This window comes from Natronomonas sp. CBA1123 (genome assembly GCF_009741925.1).
Taxonomy (GTDB): Archaea; Halobacteriota; Halobacteria; order Halobacteriales; family Haloarculaceae; genus Natronomonas.
In genome coordinates this window covers 42,087-67,880 of the sequence record NZ_WPCC01000006.1, presented here as the reverse complement: position 1 = coordinate 67,880, position 25,794 = coordinate 42,087, and the positions used below count along the sequence as shown (strand labels likewise).

31 protein-coding genes, 1 tRNA gene and 1 pseudogene are annotated in these 25,794 nt (G+C 63.0%); 27 read left to right on the top strand and 6 right to left on the bottom strand.

Annotated elements, in window-relative coordinates:
* Nucleotides 1-42: 42 nt before the first annotated feature.
* Nucleotides 43-381 carry a hypothetical protein gene (locus GJ631_RS04820; RefSeq protein WP_156708054.1) on the top strand — a complete coding sequence of 113 codons (339 nt, stop codon included), beginning with the start codon at nt 43-45 and terminating at the stop codon, nt 379-381.
* An 8-nt stretch (nt 382-389) separates the two neighbouring features.
* Here the strand turns inward: GJ631_RS04820 and GJ631_RS18485 are convergent, their stop codons facing one another.
* Nucleotides 390-1,145 (bottom strand): hypothetical protein, encoded by a 756-nt coding sequence (locus GJ631_RS18485; RefSeq protein ID WP_197424835.1) that lies wholly within the window; start codon nt 1,143-1,145, stop codon nt 390-392.
* Between the two features lie 178 nt (nt 1,146-1,323).
* Between GJ631_RS18485 and GJ631_RS04810 the strand changes: the two genes are divergently transcribed.
* From GJ631_RS04810 to GJ631_RS18925, 11 genes are all read left to right on the top strand, one after another.
* On the top strand, nt 1,324-1,950 hold the full coding sequence (locus GJ631_RS04810; RefSeq protein ID WP_156708053.1) for a hypothetical protein: 627 nt from the start codon (nt 1,324-1,326) through the stop codon (nt 1,948-1,950).
* Nucleotides 1,951-2,009: 59 nt separating this feature from the next.
* Nucleotides 2,010-2,642: an adenylate kinase gene (locus GJ631_RS04805; protein ID WP_156708052.1), complete on the top strand. Its 633-nt coding sequence runs from the start codon at nt 2,010-2,012 to the stop codon at nt 2,640-2,642.
* Nucleotides 2,643-2,738: 96 nt separating this feature from the next.
* Nucleotides 2,739-3,629, top strand: a complete 891-nt coding sequence (locus tag GJ631_RS04800; protein WP_156708051.1) for a DUF106 domain-containing protein — start codon at nt 2,739-2,741, stop codon at nt 3,627-3,629.
* 93 nt (nt 3,630-3,722) lie between these two features.
* Nucleotides 3,723-4,301, top strand: coding sequence for a (d)CMP kinase (cmk, locus tag GJ631_RS04795; protein WP_156708050.1), 579 nt, complete (start codon nt 3,723-3,725; stop codon nt 4,299-4,301).
* A 2-nt stretch (nt 4,302-4,303) separates the two neighbouring features.
* Nucleotides 4,304-5,182: an RNA-guided pseudouridylation complex pseudouridine synthase subunit Cbf5 gene (locus tag GJ631_RS04790; protein WP_156708049.1), complete on the top strand. Its 879-nt coding sequence runs from the start codon at nt 4,304-4,306 to the stop codon at nt 5,180-5,182.
* Nucleotides 5,183-5,235: 53 nt separating this feature from the next.
* Nucleotides 5,236-5,306, top strand: a tRNA-Pro gene (locus tag GJ631_RS04785).
* Between the two features lie 1,287 nt (nt 5,307-6,593).
* Nucleotides 6,594-6,842, top strand: a complete 249-nt coding sequence (locus GJ631_RS04780; protein WP_156708048.1) for a hypothetical protein — start codon at nt 6,594-6,596, stop codon at nt 6,840-6,842.
* A 14-nt stretch (nt 6,843-6,856) separates the two neighbouring features.
* Nucleotides 6,857-7,801, top strand: coding sequence for a DUF5995 family protein (locus GJ631_RS04775; RefSeq protein WP_156708047.1), 945 nt, complete (start codon nt 6,857-6,859; stop codon nt 7,799-7,801).
* A 96-nt stretch (nt 7,802-7,897) separates the two neighbouring features.
* Nucleotides 7,898-8,407, top strand: a complete 510-nt coding sequence (locus GJ631_RS04770) for a universal stress protein (protein ID WP_156708046.1) — start codon at nt 7,898-7,900, stop codon at nt 8,405-8,407.
* 85 nt (nt 8,408-8,492) lie between these two features.
* Nucleotides 8,493-8,858, top strand: a complete 366-nt coding sequence (locus tag GJ631_RS04765; protein ID WP_370518559.1) for a hypothetical protein — start codon at nt 8,493-8,495, stop codon at nt 8,856-8,858.
* Between the two features lie 61 nt (nt 8,859-8,919).
* A complete protein-coding gene (locus GJ631_RS18925) occupies nt 8,920-9,570 on the top strand; it encodes a DUF2391 family protein (protein ID WP_156708045.1) in 651 nt (216 codons plus the stop codon).
* A 121-nt stretch (nt 9,571-9,691) separates the two neighbouring features.
* Here the strand turns inward: GJ631_RS18925 and ilvD are convergent, their stop codons facing one another.
* Nucleotides 9,692-11,449, bottom strand: a complete 1,758-nt coding sequence (ilvD, locus tag GJ631_RS04755; protein ID WP_156708044.1) for a dihydroxy-acid dehydratase — start codon at nt 11,447-11,449, stop codon at nt 9,692-9,694.
* A gap of 192 nt (nt 11,450-11,641) precedes the next feature.
* Between ilvD and GJ631_RS04750 the strand changes: the two genes are divergently transcribed.
* From GJ631_RS04750 to GJ631_RS19430, 12 genes and pseudogenes are all read left to right on the top strand, one after another.
* Nucleotides 11,642-11,782: a rubrerythrin-like domain-containing protein gene (locus GJ631_RS04750; protein WP_156708043.1), complete on the top strand. Its 141-nt coding sequence runs from the start codon at nt 11,642-11,644 to the stop codon at nt 11,780-11,782.
* Nucleotides 11,783-11,840: 58 nt separating this feature from the next.
* Entirely contained in the window at nt 11,841-12,812 is a 972-nt protein-coding gene (locus tag GJ631_RS04745) for a beta-ribofuranosylaminobenzene 5'-phosphate synthase family protein (protein WP_156708042.1), read from the top strand.
* 33 nt (nt 12,813-12,845) lie between these two features.
* Complete coding sequence (locus tag GJ631_RS04740) at nt 12,846-13,682, top strand: HTR-like protein (RefSeq protein ID WP_156708041.1); 837 nt, start codon at nt 12,846-12,848, stop codon at nt 13,680-13,682.
* A 72-nt stretch (nt 13,683-13,754) separates the two neighbouring features.
* Entirely contained in the window at nt 13,755-14,561 is an 807-nt protein-coding gene (locus GJ631_RS04735) for a hypothetical protein (RefSeq protein ID WP_156708040.1), read from the top strand.
* Complete coding sequence (locus GJ631_RS04730) at nt 14,554-14,997, top strand: hypothetical protein (protein ID WP_156708039.1); 444 nt, start codon at nt 14,554-14,556, stop codon at nt 14,995-14,997. The genes GJ631_RS04735 and GJ631_RS04730 overlap by 8 nt, the downstream gene beginning before the upstream one ends.
* A gap of 39 nt (nt 14,998-15,036) precedes the next feature.
* Nucleotides 15,037-15,360, top strand: a complete 324-nt coding sequence (locus tag GJ631_RS04725) for a transcription factor S (protein WP_156708038.1) — start codon at nt 15,037-15,039, stop codon at nt 15,358-15,360.
* Nucleotides 15,361-15,431: 71 nt separating this feature from the next.
* Nucleotides 15,432-16,133: a hypothetical protein gene (locus tag GJ631_RS04720; RefSeq protein WP_156708037.1), complete on the top strand. Its 702-nt coding sequence runs from the start codon at nt 15,432-15,434 to the stop codon at nt 16,131-16,133.
* Nucleotides 16,134-16,203: 70 nt separating this feature from the next.
* Nucleotides 16,204-17,223 (top strand): deoxyhypusine synthase, encoded by a 1,020-nt coding sequence (locus tag GJ631_RS04715; protein WP_156708036.1) that lies wholly within the window; start codon nt 16,204-16,206, stop codon nt 17,221-17,223.
* A gap of 47 nt (nt 17,224-17,270) precedes the next feature.
* The gene (locus GJ631_RS04710; RefSeq protein WP_156708035.1) at nt 17,271-17,720 is read left to right on the top strand and encodes a hypothetical protein; all 450 of its coding nucleotides are present in this window, start codon (nt 17,271-17,273) and stop codon (nt 17,718-17,720) included.
* Between the two features lie 391 nt (nt 17,721-18,111).
* Nucleotides 18,112-18,501, top strand: coding sequence for a hypothetical protein (locus tag GJ631_RS04705; protein WP_156708034.1), 390 nt, complete (start codon nt 18,112-18,114; stop codon nt 18,499-18,501).
* Between the two features lie 238 nt (nt 18,502-18,739).
* Nucleotides 18,740-18,991, top strand: coding sequence for a hypothetical protein (locus tag GJ631_RS04700; RefSeq protein WP_156708033.1), 252 nt, complete (start codon nt 18,740-18,742; stop codon nt 18,989-18,991).
* Nucleotides 18,988-19,456, top strand: a pseudogene (locus tag GJ631_RS19430) (nucleic acid-binding protein). The gene GJ631_RS04700 and the pseudogene GJ631_RS19430 overlap by 4 nt, the downstream one beginning before the upstream one ends.
* 49 nt (nt 19,457-19,505) lie before the next feature.
* Here GJ631_RS19430 and GJ631_RS04690 read toward each other — a convergent pair.
* On the bottom strand, nt 19,506-20,273 hold the full coding sequence (locus tag GJ631_RS04690) for a hypothetical protein (protein ID WP_156708032.1): 768 nt from the start codon (nt 20,271-20,273) through the stop codon (nt 19,506-19,508).
* A gap of 207 nt (nt 20,274-20,480) precedes the next feature.
* Nucleotides 20,481-21,533, bottom strand: a complete 1,053-nt coding sequence (locus GJ631_RS04685) for a hypothetical protein (RefSeq protein ID WP_156708031.1) — start codon at nt 21,531-21,533, stop codon at nt 20,481-20,483.
* Nucleotides 21,534-22,281: 748 nt separating this feature from the next.
* Between GJ631_RS04685 and GJ631_RS04680 the strand changes: the two genes are divergently transcribed.
* Nucleotides 22,282-22,710, top strand: coding sequence for a hypothetical protein (locus GJ631_RS04680; RefSeq protein WP_156708030.1), 429 nt, complete (start codon nt 22,282-22,284; stop codon nt 22,708-22,710).
* Here GJ631_RS04680 and GJ631_RS04675 read toward each other — a convergent pair whose 3' ends face one another.
* Nucleotides 22,711-23,595: an NAD(P)H-binding protein gene (locus tag GJ631_RS04675; protein ID WP_156708029.1), complete on the bottom strand. Its 885-nt coding sequence runs from the start codon at nt 23,593-23,595 to the stop codon at nt 22,711-22,713.
* Between the two features lie 216 nt (nt 23,596-23,811).
* Nucleotides 23,812-24,045, bottom strand: a complete 234-nt coding sequence (locus GJ631_RS04670) for a DUF1328 domain-containing protein (protein WP_156708028.1) — start codon at nt 24,043-24,045, stop codon at nt 23,812-23,814.
* A gap of 222 nt (nt 24,046-24,267) precedes the next feature.
* Here GJ631_RS04670 and GJ631_RS04665 point away from each other — a divergent pair, with 222 nt between their 5' ends.
* Nucleotides 24,268-25,236 carry an acetamidase/formamidase family protein gene (locus tag GJ631_RS04665; protein ID WP_156708027.1) on the top strand — a complete coding sequence of 323 codons (969 nt, stop codon included), beginning with the start codon at nt 24,268-24,270 and terminating at the stop codon, nt 25,234-25,236.
* A gap of 236 nt (nt 25,237-25,472) precedes the next feature.
* Nucleotides 25,473-25,667: a cold-shock protein gene (locus GJ631_RS04660; protein ID WP_156708026.1), complete on the top strand. Its 195-nt coding sequence runs from the start codon at nt 25,473-25,475 to the stop codon at nt 25,665-25,667.
* Nucleotides 25,668-25,794: the final 127 nt, after the last annotated feature.

Here is a 25,794-nt window from a genome sequence, read left to right as displayed (position 1 = left end):
GTGGTCCGTCACCGTTTTCTACCCGTGCTTCGTGGGTCGGTTGTGTCGCTGTACGAACGTTTCGAGGACCTCGACGACCGCACTCGCTCGCGTCTCGACGACGCACTGATGGCCGATGAGGCGTTCGTCGTCGGAGCGCGGGCGACCGACGGACTGCTCGCGCGGTGGTGTACCCGTGTCGTCGTGACGACCGACCGCGTGCTGGAGATACGTCACGTCGGCCTCGATTGGTCGGTCGAGGGGCACAGACGGGAACGGATTCACGACGCCCGAGCGACCGATGACGGCACTCGACTCCGGTTCGAGGCCAGCCTCGACGAAGTCGAATATTCTTTCGGAGACGCCGCAATCGTCGACCGACTCCTTACGGAACTGGCCTGAAAACTATCTCAACAGACCAAAACGGTCGCGTAGACCTGTCCGTCGGCGGTGGCGACGCCGACGCCGAGATGGTCCGCGCCATCGGCCAGCAACACCCGCCGGGCGTGGTCATCGTCCATCAACCCGTCGGCGATTTGGCGACCCAACTCCGTTTCGGAGTCGTCGTCTATCGGAGTCCTGTAGAGACCTTCCAGTTGCGCTCCCGAAAGCAGTGTATTACTGTGTTCGACCCGGCAGGAACCGAGACCGACTGCTTCGAGCCGTGCTTGGGTCCCGACTCCGCCCGCCTCGTGGGCCACTGTCCCTTCCGCGGCCATTCGCTCACTGTGGACCGATGCCGCCTCTTTGAGTTTCGACGGAATCGTGCCAGTCGTCGACAGCGAGGCGTCGTAGGCGGGCTGTGGCGTCGGTCCGACGTTCGCGTAGTAGTTCCGGTACAGCGCCAACTCCTGCTGTATCGACCGAACGAATGCGGCGGTGTCGATGTCACGAGGCGGTTGCGGCGTGGCGGTCGGTGTGGCAGTGGGCGTCTCCGTCGGTGCCTCAGTCGGTGTGACGGTCGGCGTCGGCGTGGGTGTGGGTGTCTCCGTCGGCGTCCCGTCGGCGGTACCGACGTTCCCGTTTTGTGGCGTCGACTCGCCGGGGTCGCCCATCGTCGGCGACTCACCCAGTCCGGGAACCGCCCCCGGCGCCCCGACGGCAAACAACACGATACCCCCCACGAGCGCCACTGCGAGCAACGCCAGTTTGTTTCTCCGTCCCATTATTCGAGCTACGTCCGGAGTCGGCGGCGGCCCACCCCTCCGTCGAACCTTACGGCGTGTTGTTATGATAGTCGCTTAAATATTTGGTTCGCCTTCGGCGGTAAACCGGTGGATGCGGCCGGTTCGATGGTCGTCCCTACCACATGTTTCATATGGCCCGCGAATGAATGACACGAAAATGACTAGAAGTCGTCGCTCCGTGCTGGCTGCGGTCGGAGCGCTGGGGTCGGGATTGCTGGCGGGGTGTCAGACGGGACAGTTCGGGAACGACGCCGGCTCCCAGCGGACCCCGGATTCGACACCGACGGAATCGAGGGCGACTGCGACGCCCGAACCGACCGATTCGGCGACGCCGACGGAGTCGGTGAGTCGCTCGACGGACACGGCCGAAACGCACGCACAGTCCGTCGAACAGGTCGACCGCATCTACGAGAAGTTCGTCCTGCCGGCCGGCGAGCGCAAGACGTGGAGCCTTTCGTTCGACTCGCCGGTCACCGTCAGCATCGACCTCATCGTCCGCTCCGGGCCGCCAATCGACGTCATCCTCTTCGACGACGAACGGGAGTACCGGGCGTATCTCCGGAACGACCGCGCCCGCTACGTCGATTCGGGTAGCGCCTTCTACGTTCTGAACCTCGACGACCTCACGACCGACCTCTCACGCGGCGACTACTGGATCGCGTTGGACAACTTCTCGTGGCGTGAAGGCGACGAGTTCCAGCGGGCCTTTCCGTCGATTCCTCAGCAGGACTCCGACGAGTCGGGGACGATGCGCGTACAGTTCGGCCTCACCGCCGAGACCTGAACGGGGCGACACCGAGACGATTCAGACAAGCCTTTTACTGGAGGGGTAAAAGCGCCAGTATGAGCCAGCCGAAGATTCTGCTGCTCGGGCCGCCGGGGGCCGGTAAGGGAACGCAGTCGAAGAACATCGCCGAGACCTACGACGTCGACCACATCACCACCGGCGATGCGCTTCGGGCCAACAAGGACATGGAGACCGAACACGGGACCCCGCGGTCGTTCATGGAGGCGGGCGAACTCGTTCCGGACCCGGTCGTCAACGAAATCGTCCAGGCGGCACTGGAGGACGCCGACGGCTTCGTCCTCGATGGGTACCCGCGGAACCTCTCGCAGGCGGAGTACCTCGACGACATCACCGACCTCGATTTGGTCGCCCTGCTGGACGTCGACCGCGGGGAACTCGTCGACCGACTCACCGGCCGACGCGTCTGCTCGGAGTGTGGCGCGAACTACCACGTCGAGTTCAGCCCGCCCGAGGAGGACGGCGTCTGCGACGAGTGCGGTGGCGAACTCATCCAGCGCGACGACGACAACGAGGAGACCGTCAAGGAGCGCCTCAACGTCTTCGACGAGAACACCCAGCCGGTCATCGACTACTACGACGACGAGGGCGAACTCGTCCGCATCGACGGCGAGGGAACGCCCGACGAAGTGTGGGCTGACCTGCAGGCAGCCATCGACGACGCCTTTTGAACGGCGGGGAACTGCTTTTCGCCGTCCGTCCGCTCGCCGAGTCGAGCACGCCGCCAAGGTAAAAGGTTGATTACCCGTCCTTGACTAGGGAGGGTAATGGCACGCACGGCATCGAAAGTACAGGAACTCGTCCGGGAGGACCCCGAGATGGAGTCCGCCATCGAGTACGTCCTCGAACGCGCCGACGAGGAGACGGTCTCGTGGGGCGACGTCTCCGACGAACTCACGAGCGGACAGTGGGGACGGCTCATCGAGAAGGGCGTCCTCGTCGACTCCGACGGCGAGGGGTTCGACCTCGAAAATCCCGACGCGGTGCGGGAGGCGCTCGAAGACGACGACCTCGAGATACCGGACGCCCCCGACGAGGGCTCCTCGTGGACGAAGTGGGACAAACTCGCCGCGGTCGGCTCGGTGTCGATGTTCGCCGGATACACGTTCTCCTCGGTCCGAGACCCGCTGGCGAGCACCCTCGACATCCTTCTCGGCCCGCTTTTGGATTTGCTCCCGTTCTTCGCCGTCGTGATGGTTCTGGCGCTGTTTACGGGGCTGTACTCGACGCTCCTGCAGGCGAACCTCATGGACATGGAGCTGATGGGCGAGTACCAACAGCGGATGAAAGACATCCAAGACAAACGGAAGGAGGCCAAGGAGCGCGGTGACGACGAGGAACTCGAACGCATCCAAGACGAGCAGATGGAGGCGATGGCCGACAACATGGGCATGTTCAAAGAGCAGTTCCGCCCGATGGTGTGGATTATGCTGCTCACCATCCCGGTGTTCCTGTGGATGTACTGGATTGTCGGCTTCCGCGGCAGCCAGGCCCACGCGAACCTCGCGACGATGGTGATGCCCATCGTCGGACCCGTCGAGTGGACCGACGGCTTCGTCGGGCCGATTCAGGCGTGGATCGTCTGGTACTTCGTCTGCTCGATGTGCTTCACGCAGGTCATCCGCAAGGCGCTGAACATCCAGACGACGCCGACGTAATCCGGTCTCGTTTTCCGTTGCGGTTCCGCGTTCCGTCCCCGTTTCGTCGCCCCGAAGGGTAACCTCTTTCAGTCACAGCGGCGGAGTACTGATATGTTAGTGACCATCTCCGGCCCCGCGGGCAGCGGGAAGAGTACGGCCGCTGCCTCCCTGGCCGAGGCACTCGGATACGAACACGTAAGCGGTGGTGACATCTTCCGGGAGTTGGCCGCCGACCGCGGCCTCACGCCGCTGGAGTTGAACAAACTCGCCGAGGAGGACGACCAGATAGACCGCGACCTCGACCGTCGGCAACGGGAAATCGCAGAAGAGCGAGACGACGTAGTCCTCGAATCCCGGCTGGCCGGGTGGATGGCCGGCGAACACGCCGACTTCCGGGTGTGGCTCGACGCGCCGCTGTCGATTCGCGCCGAACGCATCGCCGACCGCGAGGACAAGTCCGTCGAACTCGCACGCAAGGAGACGAAGGAACGCGGCGACAGTGAGGCGCTCCGGTATCGGGAGTACTACAACATCGACATCGACGAACTCGGCATCTACGACCTCGCGCTCAACACCGCCCGACTCTCGCCGGAGGGCGTCCTCAACGTCGTGCTCACTACGCTGGAGTCCTACGACGTCGAGAGCGACGAAGGGAAAGCACCTGTCGAGAACGTCCGCTACGAGTTCTGAACATGGAGGAACGTGGGCCGCCCGACGACCGTGACCCGGCGACGCTGCTCGAATTCGGCGTCATCAATCTCGATAAGCCACCGGGACCGTCGGCCCACCAGGTCGCCGCCTGGGTCCGGGATATGGCCGATGTTGGACAGGCGGCCCACGCGGGGACGCTCGACCCCAAAGTCACCGGCTGTCTCCCCATCCTGACCGGGACGGCCACGCGTGCCGCACAGGTGTTCGACGACAGTCGGAAGGGGTACGTCTCGGTGCTGGAACTGCACGCAGCGGCGCCGAACGACCTCGAATCGACCCTCGAGGAGTTCGAGGGGCCGCTGTACCAGAAGCCGCCGCGAAAATCGGCCGTCGCTCGACGGCTTCGGGTCCGGACGATACACCGTCTCGACGCGCTCGAAGTCGACGGCAGACGTGTCTTACTGGACGTGGAGTGCGAAAGCGGGACCTACATCCGAAAACTGTGTCACGACCTCGGCCTCGCGTTGGGTACTGGCGCCCACATGGGCGACCTCCGGCGGACGAAAACCGGACCCTTCGACGACCGGACGCTCGCCACGCTGCAGGATTTCGCCGACGGCCTCGCCTTCTGGCGTGAGAACGACGACGCCGAACTATTACGGGAAGTCGTTCAACCGGCCGAACGGGCGCTGGAGTTCCTCCCTTCGGTGACCGTCGCCCCCTCGGCGGCACGCGAAATCGCAAACGGCGCGCCGGTGTACGCACCCGGCGTCATCGACGCGGACCTGGATGAAGCCGACGACGGCACGTTGGTCGTCTGCTACACGCCCGACGGCGCAGCGGTGTGTCTCGGACATCTCGCCGGTGACCCCGACGCCGACAGTGGCGAAGTGGTCGAACTGGAACGCGTCCTCGTGTAGGCCGAATCGAAACGAAGAGGTTAAAGGCCGGTGCGCCCTCCGTCGAAATGCAAGGGACCGTGGGGTAGTGGTATCCTCTGCGGATGGGGTCCGTTGGACCCGTGTTCGAATCACGGCGGTCCCACTACAAGTTCTCTAACTGCCTGATTAGTAGATGCTTAGTTACCTCTGCGTCCAAAACCCTCTCTAAATCCTACCACCAAGCACCGACCTCAACAGCGAATGTGGCCGGTGGCATTTCGGTATTAACCCGTAATATCACACCATATCAAACCTTTTGTAGGTTTCCTTCGATTTCTTCGTATGGAGGTTGAATTCTCGTGTGACTGCGGTCACGATATCTCTGAGTTTACGCGGGGGAAGGAGACGAAGAACGTGAAATTGGAATGCTCGAACTGCAGGGCCGTGTGGACGCTCACGCTGACGAATATTCGGTCGGGTGAGCGGCCGGCGTAGCGGCCATAAAATCAATTTCGCTTTTCTAACTAACCGTAACCTCGATTCCAGCAGTGACCGTCCCCTCAGTTGAGCTCCGGCTTGACATTCGATGAGGCACCGCTGGCCGTGAGACGAGTCATACCGATGTGGTCTGGACCGACGGCGGCACAGCCTGACGACACCCCTCAAGAGTCGTACCCGTATTCGGTCGCCTCCCACCGGGAGACGATGGCCTCAGCCAGCTCGCTCGAGGAATGGGACTCGACCAGATGGTCCTGGAGATGCTCCGAGTCGTCGAGTTCCAGATGGCAGAGTGGACATTGAACCTGCGGCTTCGAGGCCATGACCTCTCAGTCGGCCCGTAGTCACAAAAACACCGGACAACGTATGACTCTCGATGACGGCGCTTTCCGACGACGAAACAGGAATACGGTGTTGTCCATCGAAAACCATCAGAGCAGATACCGTAAAGCCGCCCCTACGACCCCGGTAAAAACCGAATAACGATGTCCTTCGCGCTGTCCCAATAGGATGCGGTTCCGGGTCTTCATGGTCAGCCGGGGGCGGTGGAGCGTCCCCGGATTCCGATATTGATACTGGAGTGTTCACGATGAAACGCCAGCGAAGTTAACCAGATAGGTCGAACCGCACGGCCGTGTTTCGCGGTAGTCGTATAACGGCGATTACGTTTGTAACCCGAACACGGTATCGCGTAGACGCCTCAGTAGCCGTCGAGCGTTCCCTGTTGCTCCCCGTAACCGTACAGCAACGCCCAAAAGAGGGCGATGCCGAGCGCCCACAGCAGGAACGCCGACACGAGCCAGACGGACATACGGAACAAAACGGGAACATCTCGGATTGTTATCAACCGCCTAATACCATCTCGGCGGTAGGTATATCCTTCCGTGTGCGTACATCTGGCATGGATGTTGTACGGCTGGGTGAGACTGATGTTGAACGACGAGATGGGACCATGTTCGAGACAGGGGTGCACGTAAAGCCGGGGGTTGAGGACCCCTTCGACGGGAACAGGAGGCTCTCGACGAACGAGGTGTTCTTCGGGCTGGGTGAGCGAACGGCGGTACACGAACACACGAGTCGCCAACCCCTCTCTGTCACCGGCGGTGAGGGATCGATAGTGTCCGCGGTCTCGATTGTCGTCAAAGACGACCACGACGGAACGATTGCCGTCGAGCGCCCTGAACGGAGACGCTCGGAGTAGCGACCGCAGAACCAATGAGTCCACTACGAACCCACGCACCAGTAATCGAGGAGTTGTGGGCGCTTCTCTCGAGTTATCGTCGCGGGATTCGGACGGCCACCGAAGCCCGTCTCCGAAGCGTCGCCGAAACCCCGTCCGACGAGCGGCTGCTCGAACTCCTGTCGGAGCCGTTCGACTCCGTCGACGACGCTGCAGAACGGTTGGCGAACGCGGCGGCGCACCTCCGGGACCGAAACGACAGACGCTCGGTGTTTCTCACGGTGTACAGCACCATGACGGAGGCCGTTCGAGCGGGTATCGATTCGGCGACTTTCGAGGATTCGGAGTGGGTCCGGGCGTACCTCGTCACGTTCGCCGAACACTACCGCCGGGCGCTTCTCGCCTTCGAGCGGCGTGAGTTCGGTGCCGTCCCACGCCCGTGGCGAATCGCCTTCGCCGCATCCCTTCGGGGTGAGACGCTCGTCACGCAGGACGCGCTGCTCGGCATCAACGCCCACATCAACTACGACCTCACGTACGCACTCGACGAAGTCGCTATCGACCCGAACCGCGAAGCGAAGCGGGCGGACCACGACCGGATAAACGATGTTCTCGAACGGCTCACCGACGTGGTCCAGGAGACGCTCGCTTCGGTGTACGGTGCGGAGGGCATCTCCGAACTTGACGCGGCTCTCGGGGAATTCGACGAGCGACTCTCGCTTTCGGGTCTCGCGGGGAGCAGACACTTCGCGTGGCGGAACGCCGTTTTGCTCGCTGACTGGCCGTCGTGGCTGGCACCCCGGTACGTCGACTGGCGGACTCGAACGGTCGCCACCGGCGTGGCCTCGGCCATCCTCATGCCGAGTATCGACGCCACGGTAGCTGAGCGACTCCGGGACCTCGAGTCGGAAGGAACGACGCTTTCGTCGTTCGACACGGCGTTTCGGCGACGGGCACGAGCCAGTGTCGGCGTACTGTGATGGCTATCCGGGACAATTCGACCCGATTCGACGGGGCCCGTCGCTAGAAATCTCCGTGACCGGACCTTTAACACTCTCCCGTCGCCGAACTCGCGTATGACTCTCCTCGTCCCGTTCGACGGGTCCGAACTCGCCGAGGCGGCGCTCGTCCGTGCGACGGAGTTCGCGGTCGTGTTCGACGAAGACGTGTTGGCCGTAAGCGTCATTCCGAAGGGGAACGCCGGCTACGCGAGGAAACGTGGCTGGCTCGGCGAGGAAGAGCCCTTCGCCATGCAGCCCATCGTCTCGAAATTACACGAGCAGGTCGTGGGACTGGCGCCGAGTGCGGACTTCAGACACAAGACGGTCGACAAGTACGCACCGTCGGGGTCCATCTCGACTCGCATCCGAAAAGTCGCCAAACGGGAGGACGTATCGATGGTGTTCATCGGCAGCGACAACGCCGGCCACCTGGTGACGAGCGTCTCGAGCGTCGGCGGTAACGTCGCCACCGACGAAGCCTACGACGTGGTCATCGTCCGCAATCGGAGTCCGGCGAAAATCGCGAAACTGAAGAACGCCTCCCCTCACCGACACACGAAGTCCGACTTCTACCTCCCGGAGTGAGTCTCGGCGTGGTTTCGTCTGAACTGCCCGGCGGTCCGTGGCGACGAACCTGTGTGCATATATACGGGGATGTGTAACGCCAGATGTGCCCGACGGATTCGATGGAGACACCGACGAGGTCGGCTGTCCGGACGAAATCGACGACACGCCCACCGTGTCGTGTACCCAGTGTAACCGGGAGTGGGACCTCGAATACGAACTCGACGACCTTCGCGTCGGCAATCAGGCGCTCGAACGGTTCGCGTTGGACCACAAACGCCACACCGGACACTTCCCCGACGAGGTGACGCCGTGGGTCGTCGCCTGCCGACAGTGTCCCGACGGCGACGAGTTCCTCTCGGAGCGGCCCGCACAGCGCTGGGCGGAGACTCACGCCCGCCACACGCGACACAGCGTGACGGTTCGCGGCGACGACGGCGACGACCCGACGGTCGTCGAACCCGACGACTGAACGGCGGCGACTCGACACAACCGCACGCAACTTTTTTCGAACGGCCGGCCGACGTACGGCCGTGAGCAACGAGGGGTCGAGCGACTCGGACCTCGAAGACGTCGCAGTCGGGGAAATCCGCTCGCAACTCGCGGAGCTGGAAGCCACCGTCGACGACGACGCCGAGCGACGGGAGGTCCGTGACGTGATGTCCCTCGTGGACCGTCTGCCGGAGCCGTCCGTCTCGGAGACCATCCGGAAGTTCACCCGACGCGACATCGCGGAGGCCACCGTCGGCGCGATTATCCTCTCGATTCCGATGTTGGTCGAAGACGGCGTCTTCGACATCGCTGCGTATCTCCTTTCGACGCCGGTGTTGTTCCTAGTGAACGCCGCCTTCGTCGTCCTGATGGCGATTTCTCTGCTGTACTTCGCCGACTTCCGTGAGGTAATCGTCAACCGACCCATCTTCGGCCTCGTACCGCGGCGACTCGCCGGCGTCCTCATCGTCGCGTTCCTCACCGCAGCGTTCACGATGACGCTGTGGGGCCGCATCGACTGGGCCGACCCCTCGGTCGCTCTCGCCCGCATCTCCGTGGTCTGGACGGTCGCCTCCTTCGGGGCCGCGCTGGGCGATATCCTCCCCGGTGAATCGTCCGGGACCGACATCAACGACGAACTCGAGGAACTCGGCGAGCGGTTGGGTATCGGCGACGAGGAGGGGCGGTTCTAGAACCACGAACTTTTTGCACGGGTGGCCTGCGGCCACCCGGCAAAAACTTCGATGAAAAATAGCGGCTCGTTCCCTACGGTCACTCGCCGCTACCGGCGGCACAGCCGCCGGAGAACCGCGTTCAGTCGTCGCGCTTCACGCCGGGGTTCGTCACCGCGCCGTTGGCGGCAGAGCCGAATGCCATGCCGTACTTCGCCAACACGCCCGTCGGATACGAGGGCTCGGGCTGTTCCCAGTCCTCGAGACGCGCTTCGAGTTCTTCGTCGGTGAGGTCGACCTCGATGCTCCGTTCGGGGATGTCGATGGTAACGTGGTCGCCGTCCTCGAGGGCCCCGATGGGACCGCCGACGAACGCCTCGGGGGCCGCATGGCCTATCATCGGGCCGCGGGTCGCCCCCGAGAAGCGGCCGTCGGTGAGCATCGCCACGTCGTCCTCGTGGCCGGCGCCGACGACGGCGGCGGTCACGCCGAGCATCTCCCGCATCCCGGGGCCGCCCTGCGGGCCCTCGTTGCGGATGATGATGACGTCGCCGGATTCGATTCGGTCCTCCTGGACGTACTTCATCGCCGACTCCTCGTCTTCGAAGACGCGGGCCGGCCCCTCGTGGAAAAAGGCGTCGTCGCCGGTCACCTTCAGCACCGCGCCGTCGGGAGCGAGGTTGCCGGTGAGAATCTTGATGGCGCCCTCCTCGTGGATGGGGTCGTCGACGGTGTAGAGGAAGTCCGCCTCGATGTCTTCGTCGTCGGGGAGGTGGCCGGTCTCTTCGAGCACGTCGAGTTCCTCCTCGATGGTACGGCCGGTGACGGTCATTGCGTCGCCGTGGATGTAACCGCCCTCCAGCAGACGCCGGATGACGACCGGCACGCCCCCGATTTCGTGGAGGTCGTTCATCACACGCGTCCCGCCGGGCTGGAGGTTGGCGATTTTTGGCGTGCGCTTCGATATCTCGTCGAACTCGGTGATGTCGAGGTCGATGCCGGCCTCGGCGGCCAACGCGAGGACGTGGAGGACGCCGTTGGTCGACCCACCCAAGGCGACTTGGACGGCGATGGCGTTCTCGAAGGACTCCTTCGTGAGGATGTCGGAGGGCTTGCGGTCCTCCTGGACGCACTCGAGGACGAGTTCGCCGGCGCGTTCGGCGACCTCGTAGCGCTCGTCGCCTTCGGCGGGCGGGGAGGCCGACCCGAGCGGCGCCATCCCGAGCGCCTCGCTGATGGAAGCCATCGTGTTGGCGGTGAACATCCCACCGCAGGACCCGGCGCCGGGACAGGCGTGGTGTTCCATCTCTTCGAGTTCCGCTTCGCTCATGTCGCCGGAGGCGACGGCGCCGACGCCCTCGAAGACGTTCTGAATCGTGATTTCACGCCCGTCGTGTTCGCCGGGCATGATGGACCCGCCGTAGAGGAACACGGAGGGGAGGTCCGTCCGGATGGAGGCCATCATCATGCCGGGGAGGTTCTTGTCACAGCCCGCGACAGTGACGAGGGCGTCCATGCGCTCGCCGAAGGCGACCAACTCGACGGAGTCGGCGATGACTTCCCGGGAGATGAGGCTGGCTTTCATCCCCTCGGTTCCCATCGAGATGGCGTCGGAGATGGTGATTGTGCCGAACTCGATCGGCATGCCGCCGGCGCCGTCGACGCCGTCGACCGCCGACTGCGCCACGTCGTCGAGGTGGACGTTACACGGCGTGATGTCGGCGGCGGGGTTGGCGACGCCGACCATCGGCGAGGCGAGGTCCTCGTCGTCGTACCCCATCGCGCGGAACATCGCGCGGTGCGGGGCACGTTCGGTCCCCTCGGTGACTTCGCGGCTGCGGAGGTGCTCCGGCTTCCCGCCCTCGTCGGCCTCCCGCTCGGGTGGCTCCTGTTGGCTCATGTGTACACCCTCGCCGTCGACCGACTTAACGACCAGCAATCGACTCACTTCTTGCAGGCTGTTTTGCGCTCGGAATATGGTCTCTTTTCACCGGTGAAAAATGTCCGAACGTCCATTTTTTACGGAAAGAGACTGTACGTTACTAGTAATATTAGGGTGTGAGTTAAGCTACCTCACAACTCACGGTTGGATATGCGACCAGCTACGCAGAAATCGGGGACCGAACTGTACGAGTGCTTCGACTGTGGTCGGCGAACCGAACACGCGGAATCGCTCGTCTGTACGGCCTGCGGCGGCGAGCTGTGGAACCTCTCGCAGTCCCGGGACCTCTGAGGCGTGAATCGCTGCCGCTGTCGAAACGCACAACCCGGCCAGCGTCGAACGACAGAGCATGCGCGCCCGTGTCGAAGCCGGCGCTCGCCTCCACGTCGGCTTCGGAAACCTCTCGCTGGCCCACGAACGGCTCTACGGCGGCGTCGGCGTCGCCCTCGACGAGCCACGGGTCGTTCTCGAAGCCGAGCGGGCCGAGGCAGTCGTCTGTGAGGACCCGGTCGTCAGGGGGTACGCCGAGGCAGTCTGTGACGTGCTCGACGTGCCGGGCGCCGAGTTGACGGTCGAGGAGACGCTCCCGCGGCACGTCGGGTTGGGGAGCGGAACGCAACTCACGCTGGCGACGCTCGCGGCCGTCGCGACCGTCTATGGCCGCGACCCGAACATCCGAGCGCGTGCGCCGGCACTCGAACGCGGTGGCCGAAGCGGCGTCGGCGTCGCGGCCTTCGAAGCAGGTGGGTTCATCGTCGATGCCGGCCATCCGACCGAGCGATTCACGACGGCGCCGCCGGACCCCGGCGAATGGGAGGTGCCGGCGGTCGTCGCACGCCACGACCTCCCCGCCGACTGGCGGTTCGTTCTCGTGTTGCCCGACGCCGAACCCGGACGCAGCGGCGCCACCGAAGACGAGAGCATGCGGTCGGTCGTCGAGAACGCCGACCCGGCCGTCGCCGACGAACTCGCCTCGCTGCTCGTCCGCCGCCTCCTGCCGGCGGCAGCGGAGGGTCGGCTGGCGGCCTTCGGCGATTCGGTCGGCGCCTTCGGAAGACTCAACGGCGCGTGGTACGCCGACGAACAGGGCGGCGTGTACCGGCCGCCGGCCGGTCGCCTCATCGACGAGTTGGCCGAGACGCCCGCACTCCGAGGCGTCGGCCAGTCCTCGTGGGGGCCGGCTGTCTACGGCGTCACCGACGCCGACTCCGCGGTGGCGGCGCGAGAAGCCGCCGAAACTGCACTTACGGAGACGGGCGTCGACGGCGACGTGCGCGTGGTCGAACCGCGAAACGTCGGCGCACGCGTCGAAACCCACTAAACGCTTTAAAGCCGGGGGACCGAACGGGTGTGCATGGACCGCATCCCGTTCGGGATTCGACGCTTGGACACGACCATCGGGGGTGGTGCGCCGCCCGGCAGCGTCGTGCTGCTGTCGGGGGAAGCCGGCGCCGGCGCCCGGGAGTTCATGTACACCGCGGCCATCATGAACGGCCTCGCGAAGGGCGACCCCGAGCTGTTCGACCTCTACTACGGCGGCATCGACGACCGCGCCTCCGCCCCGGAAGAAGTCCACTACATCTCCTTTACCTCCGAGAAACGGCAGGTGAACCGCGAGATGACCCTCGCGATGGACGAAGAGGTCGTCGAGGCGGGCATCGACAACATGTCGTTTCACGACCTCTCGCCGGAGTACTTCCGTCTCAGCCCCGTCCCACGGGAGTGGTACGCGGAGAAGACGGCGAACATCTCCGATTTGGGACAGACCCAGGACAGAAAGACGGTCACGGAGGCACTCGGTGACCGACTCACGAGCCACGCTGCCGGCAACGTCGTCGTCATCGACTCAATCGCCGACCTCATCGGCTCTCGAACCGACAGCCTGCCGTGGAGCGACATCCCGGTCCTCTTGAAGGGACTCTCGCGGGCGGCCTACGAGTGGGGCGGTCTCATCCTCGTTCACATCAACCAGGAGACGCTCGGAGCCGAGAAACACGGCCAACTCGTCGACGCCGCCGACGGAACGCTCCTGTTCGAGTGGGAAAGCGGCGGGAGCGCCCGCGCGCGAACGATGGTCGTAAAACAGTTCCGCGGGGTCCTCTCGCGGATAGAAGACGAGAACATCGTTCGCTTCGAGACGGAAATCGGCGATGCCGGCTTCGACATCAGCGACGTTCGGAAAATCCGGTGAGTGGGGATTCCGTCCGGTTCACGTCGCGATACGGCCGAACCCTTAACTGCGTGTCGTTGATAAAAGAGAGCAATGGCTACGGAGTCGGCTGACGAGCCCGAAATGTCGGTGACGCTACCGTCGGAACTCGAACGGTGGCTCGACGACCGGGCCGACACCCTCGATGTCGACCGCGAGGAACTGGTCGTCCAGTTGCTGAGCACCTATCGAACGACGGCCGACCTCGATGGCGACGAAACGCCGTCCTTCGAGAAGCCGACGCTCGACGCCGAATTTCTCGACGACATCGAGCGCCGAATCGACACGGTCGACGAAGCGGAACTCGAGCGACTGGAGCGCCGCGTCGGCTCTTTGGAGTCCGAACTCGACGACCACGTCGAGGACATCAGAAGTCGCGTGCTCCAACTCCGCGATGGGCTGGAAGACCGCGCGGCAGCGGACCACGACCACGCCGAAATCGACCAACTGAACCGACGAGTGGACGGCCTCGCCGAGGACATCGACGGGCTCGGAACCGACGTGGCGAACCTCTCGGATAGCGTCGAGGCAGTCGAGGAGCAACTCGACGACGTATCGTCGAAACTCGGCCGACTGGCGCGCATCGTCGTGGCGCTACGGAACCGAAGCGACGACGTCGACACCGAACGGGAGCGGCACCTCGAGGACCTCAAGCGGCGGGCCGGACGGGAGGGAATCAGGTCGGCGAAGTGCAGCGGCTGTTCGAGCTCCGTCGACATCGCGCTGCTGACCGAACCCGCCTGCCCGAACTGCGGCATCGAGTTCGGCAACGTGGCGCCGTCGACCTCCATCTTCGGAAGCCCGAAACTGACCGCCGAGGACCCGCCAGCAATCGAAAGCGGGGAAGACACCGATGAGTGACGACGACGGCCGCGACGATGCAGTCGGCGACGCGGAACGCGACGACCCCTTCGCGGAACTGGACCGCGACGTCGACGGCGACCTTGCCGACGTGGACCCCGACGAACTGTTCGACGAGATGGATGTCGGCGATGTCGACGAAGATGCTCTCTGGGACGCCCTCGAAGACGGGGAAACGTCCGAGGCCGTCGCCCGGGTGGATTCGGTCGCGGCAGCCGACGAAGACGTCGACCGGGAGGGCGATACGGCCGTCGTTCCGAAGAGTCGATACTGCCAGTCGTGTGAGTACTTCTCGACGCCGCCGGACGTGTCCTGCTCACACGACGGCACCGAAATCGTCGAACACGTCGACATGGAGTCGTTCCGGGTTCGGAACTGTCCAATCGTCGCCAAGCGGCGCGGGCCGACCGACGAGATTCTGACCGACGAAGAGTGAATCCACACGGTTTTGCCGCTCCGACCGCTAGCGGCAGCCATGCAGTTCTGCGACGAGTGTGGTTCGATGATGCACTCCGAGGACGGCGAGATGGTGTGTTCGTCCTGCGGGGCGAGACAGTCGAAAGACGAAGAGCGAGCCGCGGAGTTCGTCACGACGGAGGCCCAATCCGAGACCGAACTCATCGAAACCGAGGAGGGTGCGAACTTCGAGGGCAAGCCGACCGCGGACGACGTGACCTGCGAGAAGTGCGGTCACGGGAAGGCGTGGTACACCATCAAACAGACCGGCGCCGCCGACGAACCGCCGACGCGCTTTTTCAAGTGTCAGGACTGCGGGTACCGCTGGCGGGAGTACAACTGACCGCTCGGCTGTCGTTCGCATAGTCTGTCGCCACGGCAACACTTTAACGCCAGTCGGTGGTCGTACTGACCATGCCCGCGAAAGCGACGGACTCCCCCACCGACTACGAGGAAATCGACCGCTGGATGGGCGGCGTCGGCTGGATTGCACATCCCGAGGAGACGATGCAGCGAGCCAGCCACGCCCTGTTGACCAACGACGGCGTGTGGCTGGTCGACCCAATCGACGCCCCTGGGGTCGACGCCCTCATCGAGGAGTTCGGCGACGTCGCCGGCGTCGTCGTCCTCTCGAATCACCACACCCGCGATGCCGACACGTTCGCCGTGCGCCACGACGTGCCGGTGACGCTGCCGGCACCGATGACCGACGTGGCCGGCGCCATCGACGCGCCGACCGACCGTCTCGACGTGGGCGGGACGCTCGGCGAGTACGAACTCATCGAGGTCGCCCGGAGCGGCAGCACCTGGCAGGAGTACGCGCTCTACGACGGCGAGACGCTCGTCGCGTCGGAATCCGTCGGCGCCGCCGACTACATGCGCGTCGGCGACGAGCGCCTCGGCGTCATGTTGCTCCGTCGGCTGACACCGCCTCGGGAGGCGTTTGCCGACCTCCAGCCGAACCGGGTGCTCTCCGGACACGGTCCCGGCGTCCACGAGGATGCCGACGACGCCCTGACGGACGCCATCGACAACGCCCGACGGCGGTTCCCGAAAGCCCTCGTCGCTAACGGTCTCGCGCAGGTCCGAACCGTCGCAGCCGCGTTGCGAACCTGACGCCGTCCCCCCGTCCGTCGTCCGTCCGAAAATCGCGCCCTTGAAACGCTCGCCGGCCGACCGTCCCACAATGAGCGACGACAGCGAGACCTACGAACCCCCCGAGCGCGAGGAGTTCGACCACGACCCCGTCGAGCACGCACGCGTCACCGCGGGGATGTCCGTCGCCGACCTCGCCGACGAATACGGCAAGGCGGGCATCGGTGCCGCGAACCTCGGGGAAGCCATCGACGTGACAGGCGAGATATTCGCCAGCGAGGAGACGACCACCTTCTTCGGCCTCGCGGGGGCGATGGTTCCTGCCGGGATGCGAGCCATCGTCGCCGACCTCATTCGAGAGGGCCACATCGACGCGCTCGTGACGACCGGTGCGAACCTCACCCACGATTCGATCGAGGCCATCGGCGGCAAACACCACCACGGCCGGGAGGAGCACCCCGACCTCGAAGAGCGGGACTTCGACGAGCAGTTGCGCCACGAGGAAGTCGACCGCATCTACAACGTGTATCTCCCACAGGAGCACTTCGCGCTGTTCGAGAACCACCTTCGGGAGGAGGTGTTCGACGCCGTCGGCGAGGAGGTCGTCTCTATCGCCGAGTTCACCCGCGAACTCGGCCGGGCCAACAGCGAGGTCAACGACCGTGAGGGCATAGACGAGGACGCTGGCATCGCCGCCGCGGCATACGAGAACGACGTGCCCGTCTACGTCCCGGCGATTCAGGACTCCGTCCTCGGGTTGCAGGCGTGGCTCCACTCGCAGGTCTCGGGCTTCTCGTTGGACGCCCTGAAGGACATGTCGCCGCTGAACGACCTCGCCTACGAGGCGGAGTCGACGGCCGCCATCGTCGTCGGTGGCGGCGTCCCGAAGAACTACGTCCTCCAGACGATGCTCGTGACGCCGGAGGCCTACGACTATGCGGTCCAGTTGACGATGGACCCGCCACAGACGGGTGGGCTCTCTGGGGCGACGCTCGACGAGGCGCGGTCGTGGGGGAAACTGAAGGAAGACGCCCGGAACGTCTCGGTGTACGCCGACGCCACTATCACGCTCCCGCTCGTGGTCGCGGCGGCGCTCGACCGGCGCGACTAGTCGAATCACCCGTCGGATTTTTGCCCGACGGCGAAGAGACGACTGCCATGGGGGCGTATCAAGTGTTCGTCTGGCTGTTCGCGTGGGGGTTCGTCGGCGCGTCAATCGTCGTCGCCTCGACGTCCGGTGACCCGACGACGGTGACCGACAGCCTGATTCAGTTCGTCGGGCTGTTCTATCTCGATACGGTGTCGACGCTCCGGGAGTTCACCGAACTGACCGCAATCGCTCCCCGGTGGACGGATGCGGGGTACGCAGTCGTCTCCGTCGTCCCGCTGGGGGTTCACGTATTCCTCGCGACTGCTGCGGCCGCCTATCCCGACGAAGAGCCGCTCGGGGCCGGGGACGCGGTGTTCGGTCTCGGTACGATAGTCGGCTTCTGTGCGGTGCTCGCTGGGCTCGTTTTCGGACTCGGCGCACAACTGCTCGCGGGGTCGATTATCGCCGTCGGCATCGGCGTGGCGATGTTCGGTATCGAAGTCGCGTTCGGTTCCTGACCGGGCGTTTCTCTCCCGGCGTGGAGACACCCTCTCAAAGGGTGTGCGTGTTCGTACTCCCGCACTCCGGACACTGGGTGAGCGTCCCGAGCGGTGGGTGTTCGACGCGACTCCACGCATCGGAGCCTGGGGGTGCCTCGAAGCCACACTCCAGGCAACGTTGTACGGTACCGAGGGACATGATGATTGTTAGCATTGGAGCGTACTTAACAGCTATTCCAACAGCCTGTCACGTCGCTTTGGCGACCGGAATCTTCGGTGTTTTGAAGCGGCACACCTGAGGCATGGATTTGGGTGTTCCACGACCGTCGAAAACCCTCGCTGCCGGGAGTGGGGCGGATTTCGAGAGAACCGCCACGCCTATTTCATTTCAACCCGTCGGCAGATTCACATGAGCGACGCACGGGAGCTGTTCGAGGAACTTCAGGCACAGATGGAAGACACCGGTCAGACACTGGGCGACCTGCTCCAGCAAGCTGTCGAGGACCCCTCCTCGGCACCCGACATCGCCGTCGAACTGCTGGAGGAGGCCGCAAACACCGGTCAGTCCGTCGGCGAACTGCTGCAGGACGCCGTCGAATCCAGCGACGAAATCGCCGGGGAGTTCACCGACGGGAACTTCCTCGTCGACTTCGGCGAGGACACGCTGTCGATGGACTTCGACAACGACCTCCTGCTCGTCGACCCCTCCGACGAGGAGTTTGCCGAACTCCTCCGGCAGTTCGACGTCTTCGGCGTCGGCGAGCAGTTCGGCTTCATCCCCCCGGCCGACGAGGAGTAACGACGGAACGCACTTGCCGTTCGACGTTTTATCCGTGAGTGGCCGATGACGAGCCAGCGGGCCGAGTCGGTGTAGGCAGCCGACGGTGACGAGCCCTATGAGTGCCGAGGCCGACATTTTGACGGTAGAATGAGTCTCTGTGGTATCTGGTTGTGGCCACAGTAAACATAGGTCCCGGTCAGGGCTGCGCCGGACTGGCAGACGCGGATTTACGAACGGTACCGAGCAAACACACAGTATGGCCGCCGAAATTTCCGGCCGGGTTCGAGAAATCGCGGAGGCCCGCGGCCTTCCGGAGTCCGAAGTGTTCGAGCGGGCACTCGAACGCGGGCTCGAGGACCTGTGGGAGGACCTCGTTCTTGCTCGGTACCTTGACGGCGAACTCGACCGCGAGGAAGCAATCGAGCACGTCGGTCGGACGAAAGTCGAGCGAGCGGAGCGAGAGCGTGAGGTCGTCGAGGAAGACGTTGACTGGGGCTTGAACGCGTGACGCCTGCGGCCGTTTCTGACGCAGGACCGCTCATTCACCTCGCCGAAATCGACTCACTCGAACTGCTCTCGACGTTTGACACGCTCCTCGTCCCGGAGTCGGTTTACGAGGAGGTCGATGCCGGTGGTGTTCCGGACGGGGGGCCGACCTCTCGTACGAACTCGTCGAAGCCGACGAAAGCCGAGTCGGAACTGAGGAACTGGACGCCGGAGAACGCGCCGCGATTGCGGTCACAAAAGAGCGTGGAGTCGTTCTTCTACCCGACGACCTCGCCGCGCGCGAGACAGCATCCGAGGCGGGCGTCGAAGTACGCGGTTCTATCGGCGTCATCGCGCTCGGGTGTGTCGCGGATTGCTCGACAGAGACGAAGCGGCATCCCGTATGCGAGCACTCCAGCGTGAGACGAGTCTCTTCGTGACCGAGGCGGTTGTGGAGCGCGGCATCCAGATGCTGGACGAACAGTAAGGGGATGAGCGGACTCTATAGTCGAAAAAAAGTGATACCTTCCTGCCGATTACGAGGTGTCGAACCAGTCGTCGTAGGTGTCGTCGACTTCTATGACTCCATCGTCAGTAGTCCCGCCAGCGTAGTAGTCATCGAAATTCGGATAATCCGTGGAAATCGTCGTAGCCTCTGCAGGCGCGTCGAAGTCTACATCGGGAACGACGATGATGTTGGGCACGTCGGCCTCGTTGTCCCAATTTTCTGTTACATCTCCGCCGATATCATCGTCGCTGATACCGCTTTGCACCGTCCCGAGGTCGACCGCAGCGGCCCCGTCTGGCTCCATGACGGTGTCGTAGACCTCGAACAGGACATTGTTCGCTGCCACGTCGGGACGTGGCGAGTTCGACGGCGGGTTTTCTGTCCCGCTGGTTATCGTGACGGTAATCGTGACCGTATCGTCGATCGTGCTTGTCTTGCTCCCTAATTCGGCAGTGTCGAACAGCGCGACATCGAGTAGTCCGCTTTCGCCTACTGGACCACTCGTTTCGTCCGTTGTGCGACCAGAGCTGAGGTCATCCGAACCGCTCCTGCTTAGCTCGTACTCCCAATCCATGGTGTCGCTGCTGAGGAAGTCCCGTTGGATGCTGATGACGTGACTGTCACCGGCTTGGTATTCCTCGGCGCTGAACTCCATGTCGATGGTCTGGAGTTCGTCACCGAGGTACGTCTCGGTAATGCTCGCACGCATTCCGAAGTCGTTGTAGTCGAAGTCGCCCGAACTAGGCCGGTCCTCGTAGCCGATGTACGATTCCGAGGGCACTTCCAGGGTCTCCATGTCCGGGATGACCTCGCTATCGACACTGATCGAGCGTGCGGCCTACGTGAGCTTGCGCCGGACCCTCTGCTCAAGTTCCAGGAGTTCGTCCAAGCGGTCCTCAGGGAACAATGAGATGGGAGAGATCACCGAGTGAGGCGAGTTCACGCGTGCGTGTTGGAAAATTAAAGATGCCTGTTACGTCCGAAAAAACCGCTACACTGCGGTCTACTGCGACGTGCAGGGGAGGTCGAACGCGATGTTCGGGTCGTGTCCCGAAGGGAAACGTAGTTCGACTTTCGCGATGTCGCCAGTGAGCAGGAAGGTGTAGTCTCCGATGTCACCTTCCTCAGCACCACAGGCGTCTCCCTCCACGTTGAGGTTCTCGTAGACCACCGTGCTCAGCGCGGACGTTTCGTAGCCCTTCGTGGGGTTCACGGATCCGTCGGTATAATACTCGATTGTCTCCGAGTCCACCACCATGCCGCCGCTGTTGAAGGCCGTGATTTCGATCAGGTGCTTACTGGCCCCGGTCGGGTTGAAGTCACCGAAGTCGAGCATCCGTAGCTCGAACTCGGAGACCGGGTTGTCGAACGTGAAGTCAAGGTTCTGTGGGGCCTTCGCTTCCTTGGCATTGATGTCACCGAAGCCAATATCGATCGTCTCGCCCATGCACCCGTTCGTCAGGGAGCCATCGCCGTTCGGTGCTCCGTAGAACCCGGGGTCCTTTCCTTCCTCAGCCGCAACGATCGTGTTGCCAGCGACCGACGACGTGATCGTGACGTTGCCGAATGTGCTCCCGGTGATTTCGTCACCAGCTTGGAGGTCGGCAAGGATGTCGATACACTCCTCCTCCTCCACGCAGAACTGGAGGTTGCTGATAGCAGCCGTCTGGCCGCCGGCACCATCTAATCCGGGCTCGAACGTTCCGCCAGTGGAAAGGAGGTCTTTGACTGTGACACAGTCTCGGCCGCCGTAGGCCATCACCTTGGTCGCGAGATAGCCATCGGCGACGCTCCATTCGACCGAGATCGGCTCACATTCCCCTTCTTTCGACGTGTAGCTGTCGATGGTGATGAAACCGGTGTCCGTTTCCTCCTCGAAGTAGCAATCGACGAGAATCTCTTCACCGTCCTCGTTCTCCTCGTAGACCTCGACGAACTCGATTTTGACGTAGGTCGAGTCGTCGTCCTCGCACTCGAAGTCCTTGAAACAGGGCTGACCGCTACCATGGCCCTTAGCTGAAGCCAGTCCCGGAATTCCGACGATTCCGGCTCCCACTGTCGCACCTTTTAGTACTGTGCGTCGGTTGATACCGTATCCTCTTACTGAATTATCTTTCATTTGTCTTCACCCTGTCCGCGATTCGATTATCGTCAACTGTAGGGATATAGTGGTAATACAGTTTCAAACCGTTCATCTCCCGGGGTGACAGTATTCAGCGAAGCCTAACTTCCCCCCCACTCAGTCCCGAAAATTGCGATACTCGTGTTCCGATTTCATTTTCTGATATCACCGGTAGTTACTACTTAAGAACGTTCACGCCGCTCTCTCAGTTGGCCAACCGAGGCGGCCTCATTGGAGGCTCACGACTGGTCGTTGAGCCACCTCGTGAGGGCGCATCCTCTCGCTCTGTATCTGCTCCGGTCGATTCGTTCTTGATTAGCAGGAACACGTCTGTGCCCCCTCGGACCACAACGTCGCCACTGTGTTCTTTGTCTAATCCTGTTGGTCCCGGATTCGCCTCAGTAGTCGGTCGAACGCGTACACAGGGGATGTTCGAGACGCCCTCTAGCTCCGTAGGGAGGCTTCGGCGGCGTACGGTGTCAGGAAGCTGGTGGTCGAGGAGAACTGGGTTCTGGTGACGTTCGACGGGGAGGCCCTTTGGCTCGTTGAGAGTCCCGGATTCGAACACGTGTCGTGAGTGCCGAGGCCAGCTTTCTACCCGCGCATCTACGAAGGGACGTGAAGTGGACGACCGTCCCACTCGCTCGCAAACACTCAAATCCCCGACGCACCTAGAGGACACGTGAAAAAGTCGCTTCTCGTCTACGACGGTAGCAACCCGCTGTTCCGCGCCGCCGTCGAGGCGGCGACCCGTCGGTCGGACGAACTCGTGGCCGTCCGCTGGGACTCCGAGCCAGTACAGGCGTTCCTCGAAGCGCAGTTCGACGCCCGACCCTTCGCGTTCATCTTCGTCGAGGATGACGCCGTCCACGTCGGCGAAGAGACCGTCGGGCGGGTACTCGGTCGGATGGGCTTCGCTGACTCGCTCGTTGATGGGCTGAAACGAACCTACGCTGTCGGGGGCGCTACGTTCGGCCGGTTGGTACACGGACGAACGGTAGCGGACCTCAGCGGAACGTTCCCGCTGTCGGCGGATGCCGAAGCCCATCTGGCGGAACTCCGTCGGGTTCGAGAGATACCGGTTCAGGATGGCCCTCCCGCAGGGCCCTGATTAGCCTTCTGCAAGCGCTTGCTGGACTGCCACCTCGACCGGCGTCTGCTCGATGGGAACGACCGACTGCAGGTCCCGCTTGGGGTCGACGGTCACGGGGTTTCGCATACTCTCGACTAACGGCCGGGCGATGTCGTACTGGACGTCCGTCGTCAGTCGGAGCCAGTGTGAAGACAGTGCCGGAGACATTATCGGAACCGGCACGATTAGGACACGCTTTCCTTTCTCCTTGGCGGTCAATTTGAGCAGTGACTCGTAGGACCACACTGTCGGCGCGCCGATGTCGTAGATACCGCCTCGAGTCTCTTCGACGTCGAGGACGCCGATTAGGTAGGCGATGGCATCGTCGATGCCAATCGGCTGACACGGTGTCCGCACCCACTTCGGGACCGTCATCACGGGTAGGCGGTCGGTGAGGTCGTCGACGATGCGGAAGCTCGCGCTGCCGGAACCGATGATAATCGCTGCTCGGAGGACGGTTAAATCGAAGCTCCCGGTTTCGAGCACCGACTCGACCTCTCGGCGGGAGGCGAGGTGTGGCGAGAGGTTTCGTTCGTCGCCGCTGATGCCGCTCAGGTAAATCACTCTGTCGACGCCGGCTTCCGATGCTAGTTCTCGGAACCGGCGGGCGTAGGTCCGGTCTAACTCCGCGAAATTCTCGGCCGTCAGCGAGTGAATCAAGTAGTAGGCCGCGTCGATTCCCTCACAGAGCCCCTCCAGCGATGCCGGATTACTGAGGTCGCCTTCGAATATTTCAACGTCGTCCGGGAACCTCGACTGACTCGCGCTTCTGGAGAAGGCAACGACTTCGTGGCCGGCCGAGCGCAGTGACTCGACGAGCCGCCCGCCGACGAACCCGGTCGCTCCAACGACGAGAACACGCATTGATGTCTATACGTGCCGCGACGACATGGGTGTTCGGTTGGTTCACTGGTGCCGGCGCCGCTGGCGGCAGTGCCGAACCGAGTGGCTCCCTGCGGCGTGTCGGGAGCGACTATGCATAGAAGACGAGTCGTGAGACCGGTGCCAGTCTCTTAGGTGATTTCTGACGTGAGGTCGTTTAACGACGTGTGGTGGCGTCCCCGCTGTCGTTCGGGGTGCTCAAAGGAGAAGCGAAATCACAGCCAACACCAAGAAGATGATGACGAACCACTTTGCGATGGTCATCGTGACTCCGGCGACCCCGCGTGCACCGAGGACTGCTGCGACGATTGCAATTACGAAAAATATGACCGCCCACTGAAGGAAATCGCCTGATAATTGTAGCGGGACCAAGCTAGCAACCCCGGCCGACAACTGGTGTTCGACCGACGCCGCGATTGTAGTGGTCTCCATATCGGTAGCAGTAGGGATACGTCATTAGTTATGGAGTTTCAAAACCGAGCGGACGTGAGTAAGCCAAGTCCCAGCAGCGATAGAACGTGACGCCCTCGAGGTAGAACCGTCAAGTCGAATCCGCTAGTGGATTGACGACTGCGAACGGTTCTGACGCTCGGTAACCCGGTGGTCCCCGGGGCCAGTGAACAGTTCTTAGCCCACTCGGTCCGTTCGTCGGGTATGTCACCGGAATTCACCGCCGACCGGGAGATAAGCGCCCGAGACGAGAACGTCCATCGAACCTGGAGCAACGCTCTCGACCCCATCGCGTCGGTCGAACCGGGGTCAGTCGTACGATTCGACTGTCGAGGGGCACCGGACGGTCACTTCGACAGCGAATCGACGGCCGAAGACCTCGAGACGATGTCCTTCGAAGGGCATCCGTTGACCGGCCCCGTTCGAATCGAGGGCGCCGAACCGGGTGACGTACTCGCCGTCGAGTTCCTCGAGTTCCAGCACAAGGGGTTCGGTGTGAGCTACTTCTATCCGGGCGATGCAGGGAAGGGACTGCTTCCCGAGGCGTTCGACGACCCCGGGCTCCACGTGTGGGACCTCGAGGGCGATGTCGGCCGGTTCGCGAACGGAATCGAAGTTCCACTACACCCGTTTCCGGGTGTCGTCGGCGTCGCGCCGTCGGAACCGGGGACCCACAGCACCGTCCCACCGAGGCGGGTGGGCGGGAACATAGACATCAAACACCTCACCGCGGGGTCGACGCTGTACCTCCCGGTCGAGACCGAGGGTGCGCTGCTCAGCATTGGCGACTGCCACGCGGCACAGGGCGACGGCGAGGTGTGTGGGACCGGTATCGAGGCGCCGATGGACGTCACCGCTCGCCTCTCCGTTCGGTCCGATATGGACATCGACGGCCCACAGTTCGAGACGACAGGGCCGTTCACGGCGACGGGTGCCGACGAACCGACCTACGGGACGACAGGGGTCGCAGACGACCTCATGGAAGCGACCGAACTGGCCGTCCGGCACATGATTGACCACCTCGAAGCGGAGCGGGGACTCACCCGCGAGAAGGCGTATCTCCTCTGTTCTGCCACGGTCGATTTGAAAATCAACCAGGTCGTGAACCGACCGACGTGGACGGTGTCGGCGTACCTTCCCGAGAGCATCTTTCCGAGTGACGACGCTGAGTAACTCAGTGGCCCGTGTCTCTGTGTACCGTTCACACGATATGTCGGACTAATGAAAACTACGGGTTCTGTCGGATTCGTTGGTGTTTATTCCGAATCGGACACGATTTCTCAAAATCTCCCACACAATCCGTATTGTGTCTCAAAAACGTTCTATAGTAAATACTCGTACACTAATTCTGCGAAATAGAAAACAGATGCGGAACCCTTATCCGTACACCGCTATTCGAATTAATTGCAATGGTAAACGGTAAGGTTGATTTCTTCAACGACACAGGCGGCTACGGTTTCATCGCGACTGAGGACTCTGACGACGACGTTTTCTTCCACATGGAGGACGTTGGCGGTGAGGATCTGACGGAAGGGACGGAAATCGAATTCGAGATCGAACAGGCCCCCAAGGGCCCCCGCGCGACGAACGTCGTCCGCGCGTAATTACGGTTACTGCACCGTCGCCACACGGCGACGCCGCGTAACTTCGCTTCTTTCGAGGACTGCTCCGATAGCGACGGCACTACTGAGGGCGCAGGAACGGGTTTCGACCGATTCCCGACGGCCTCGT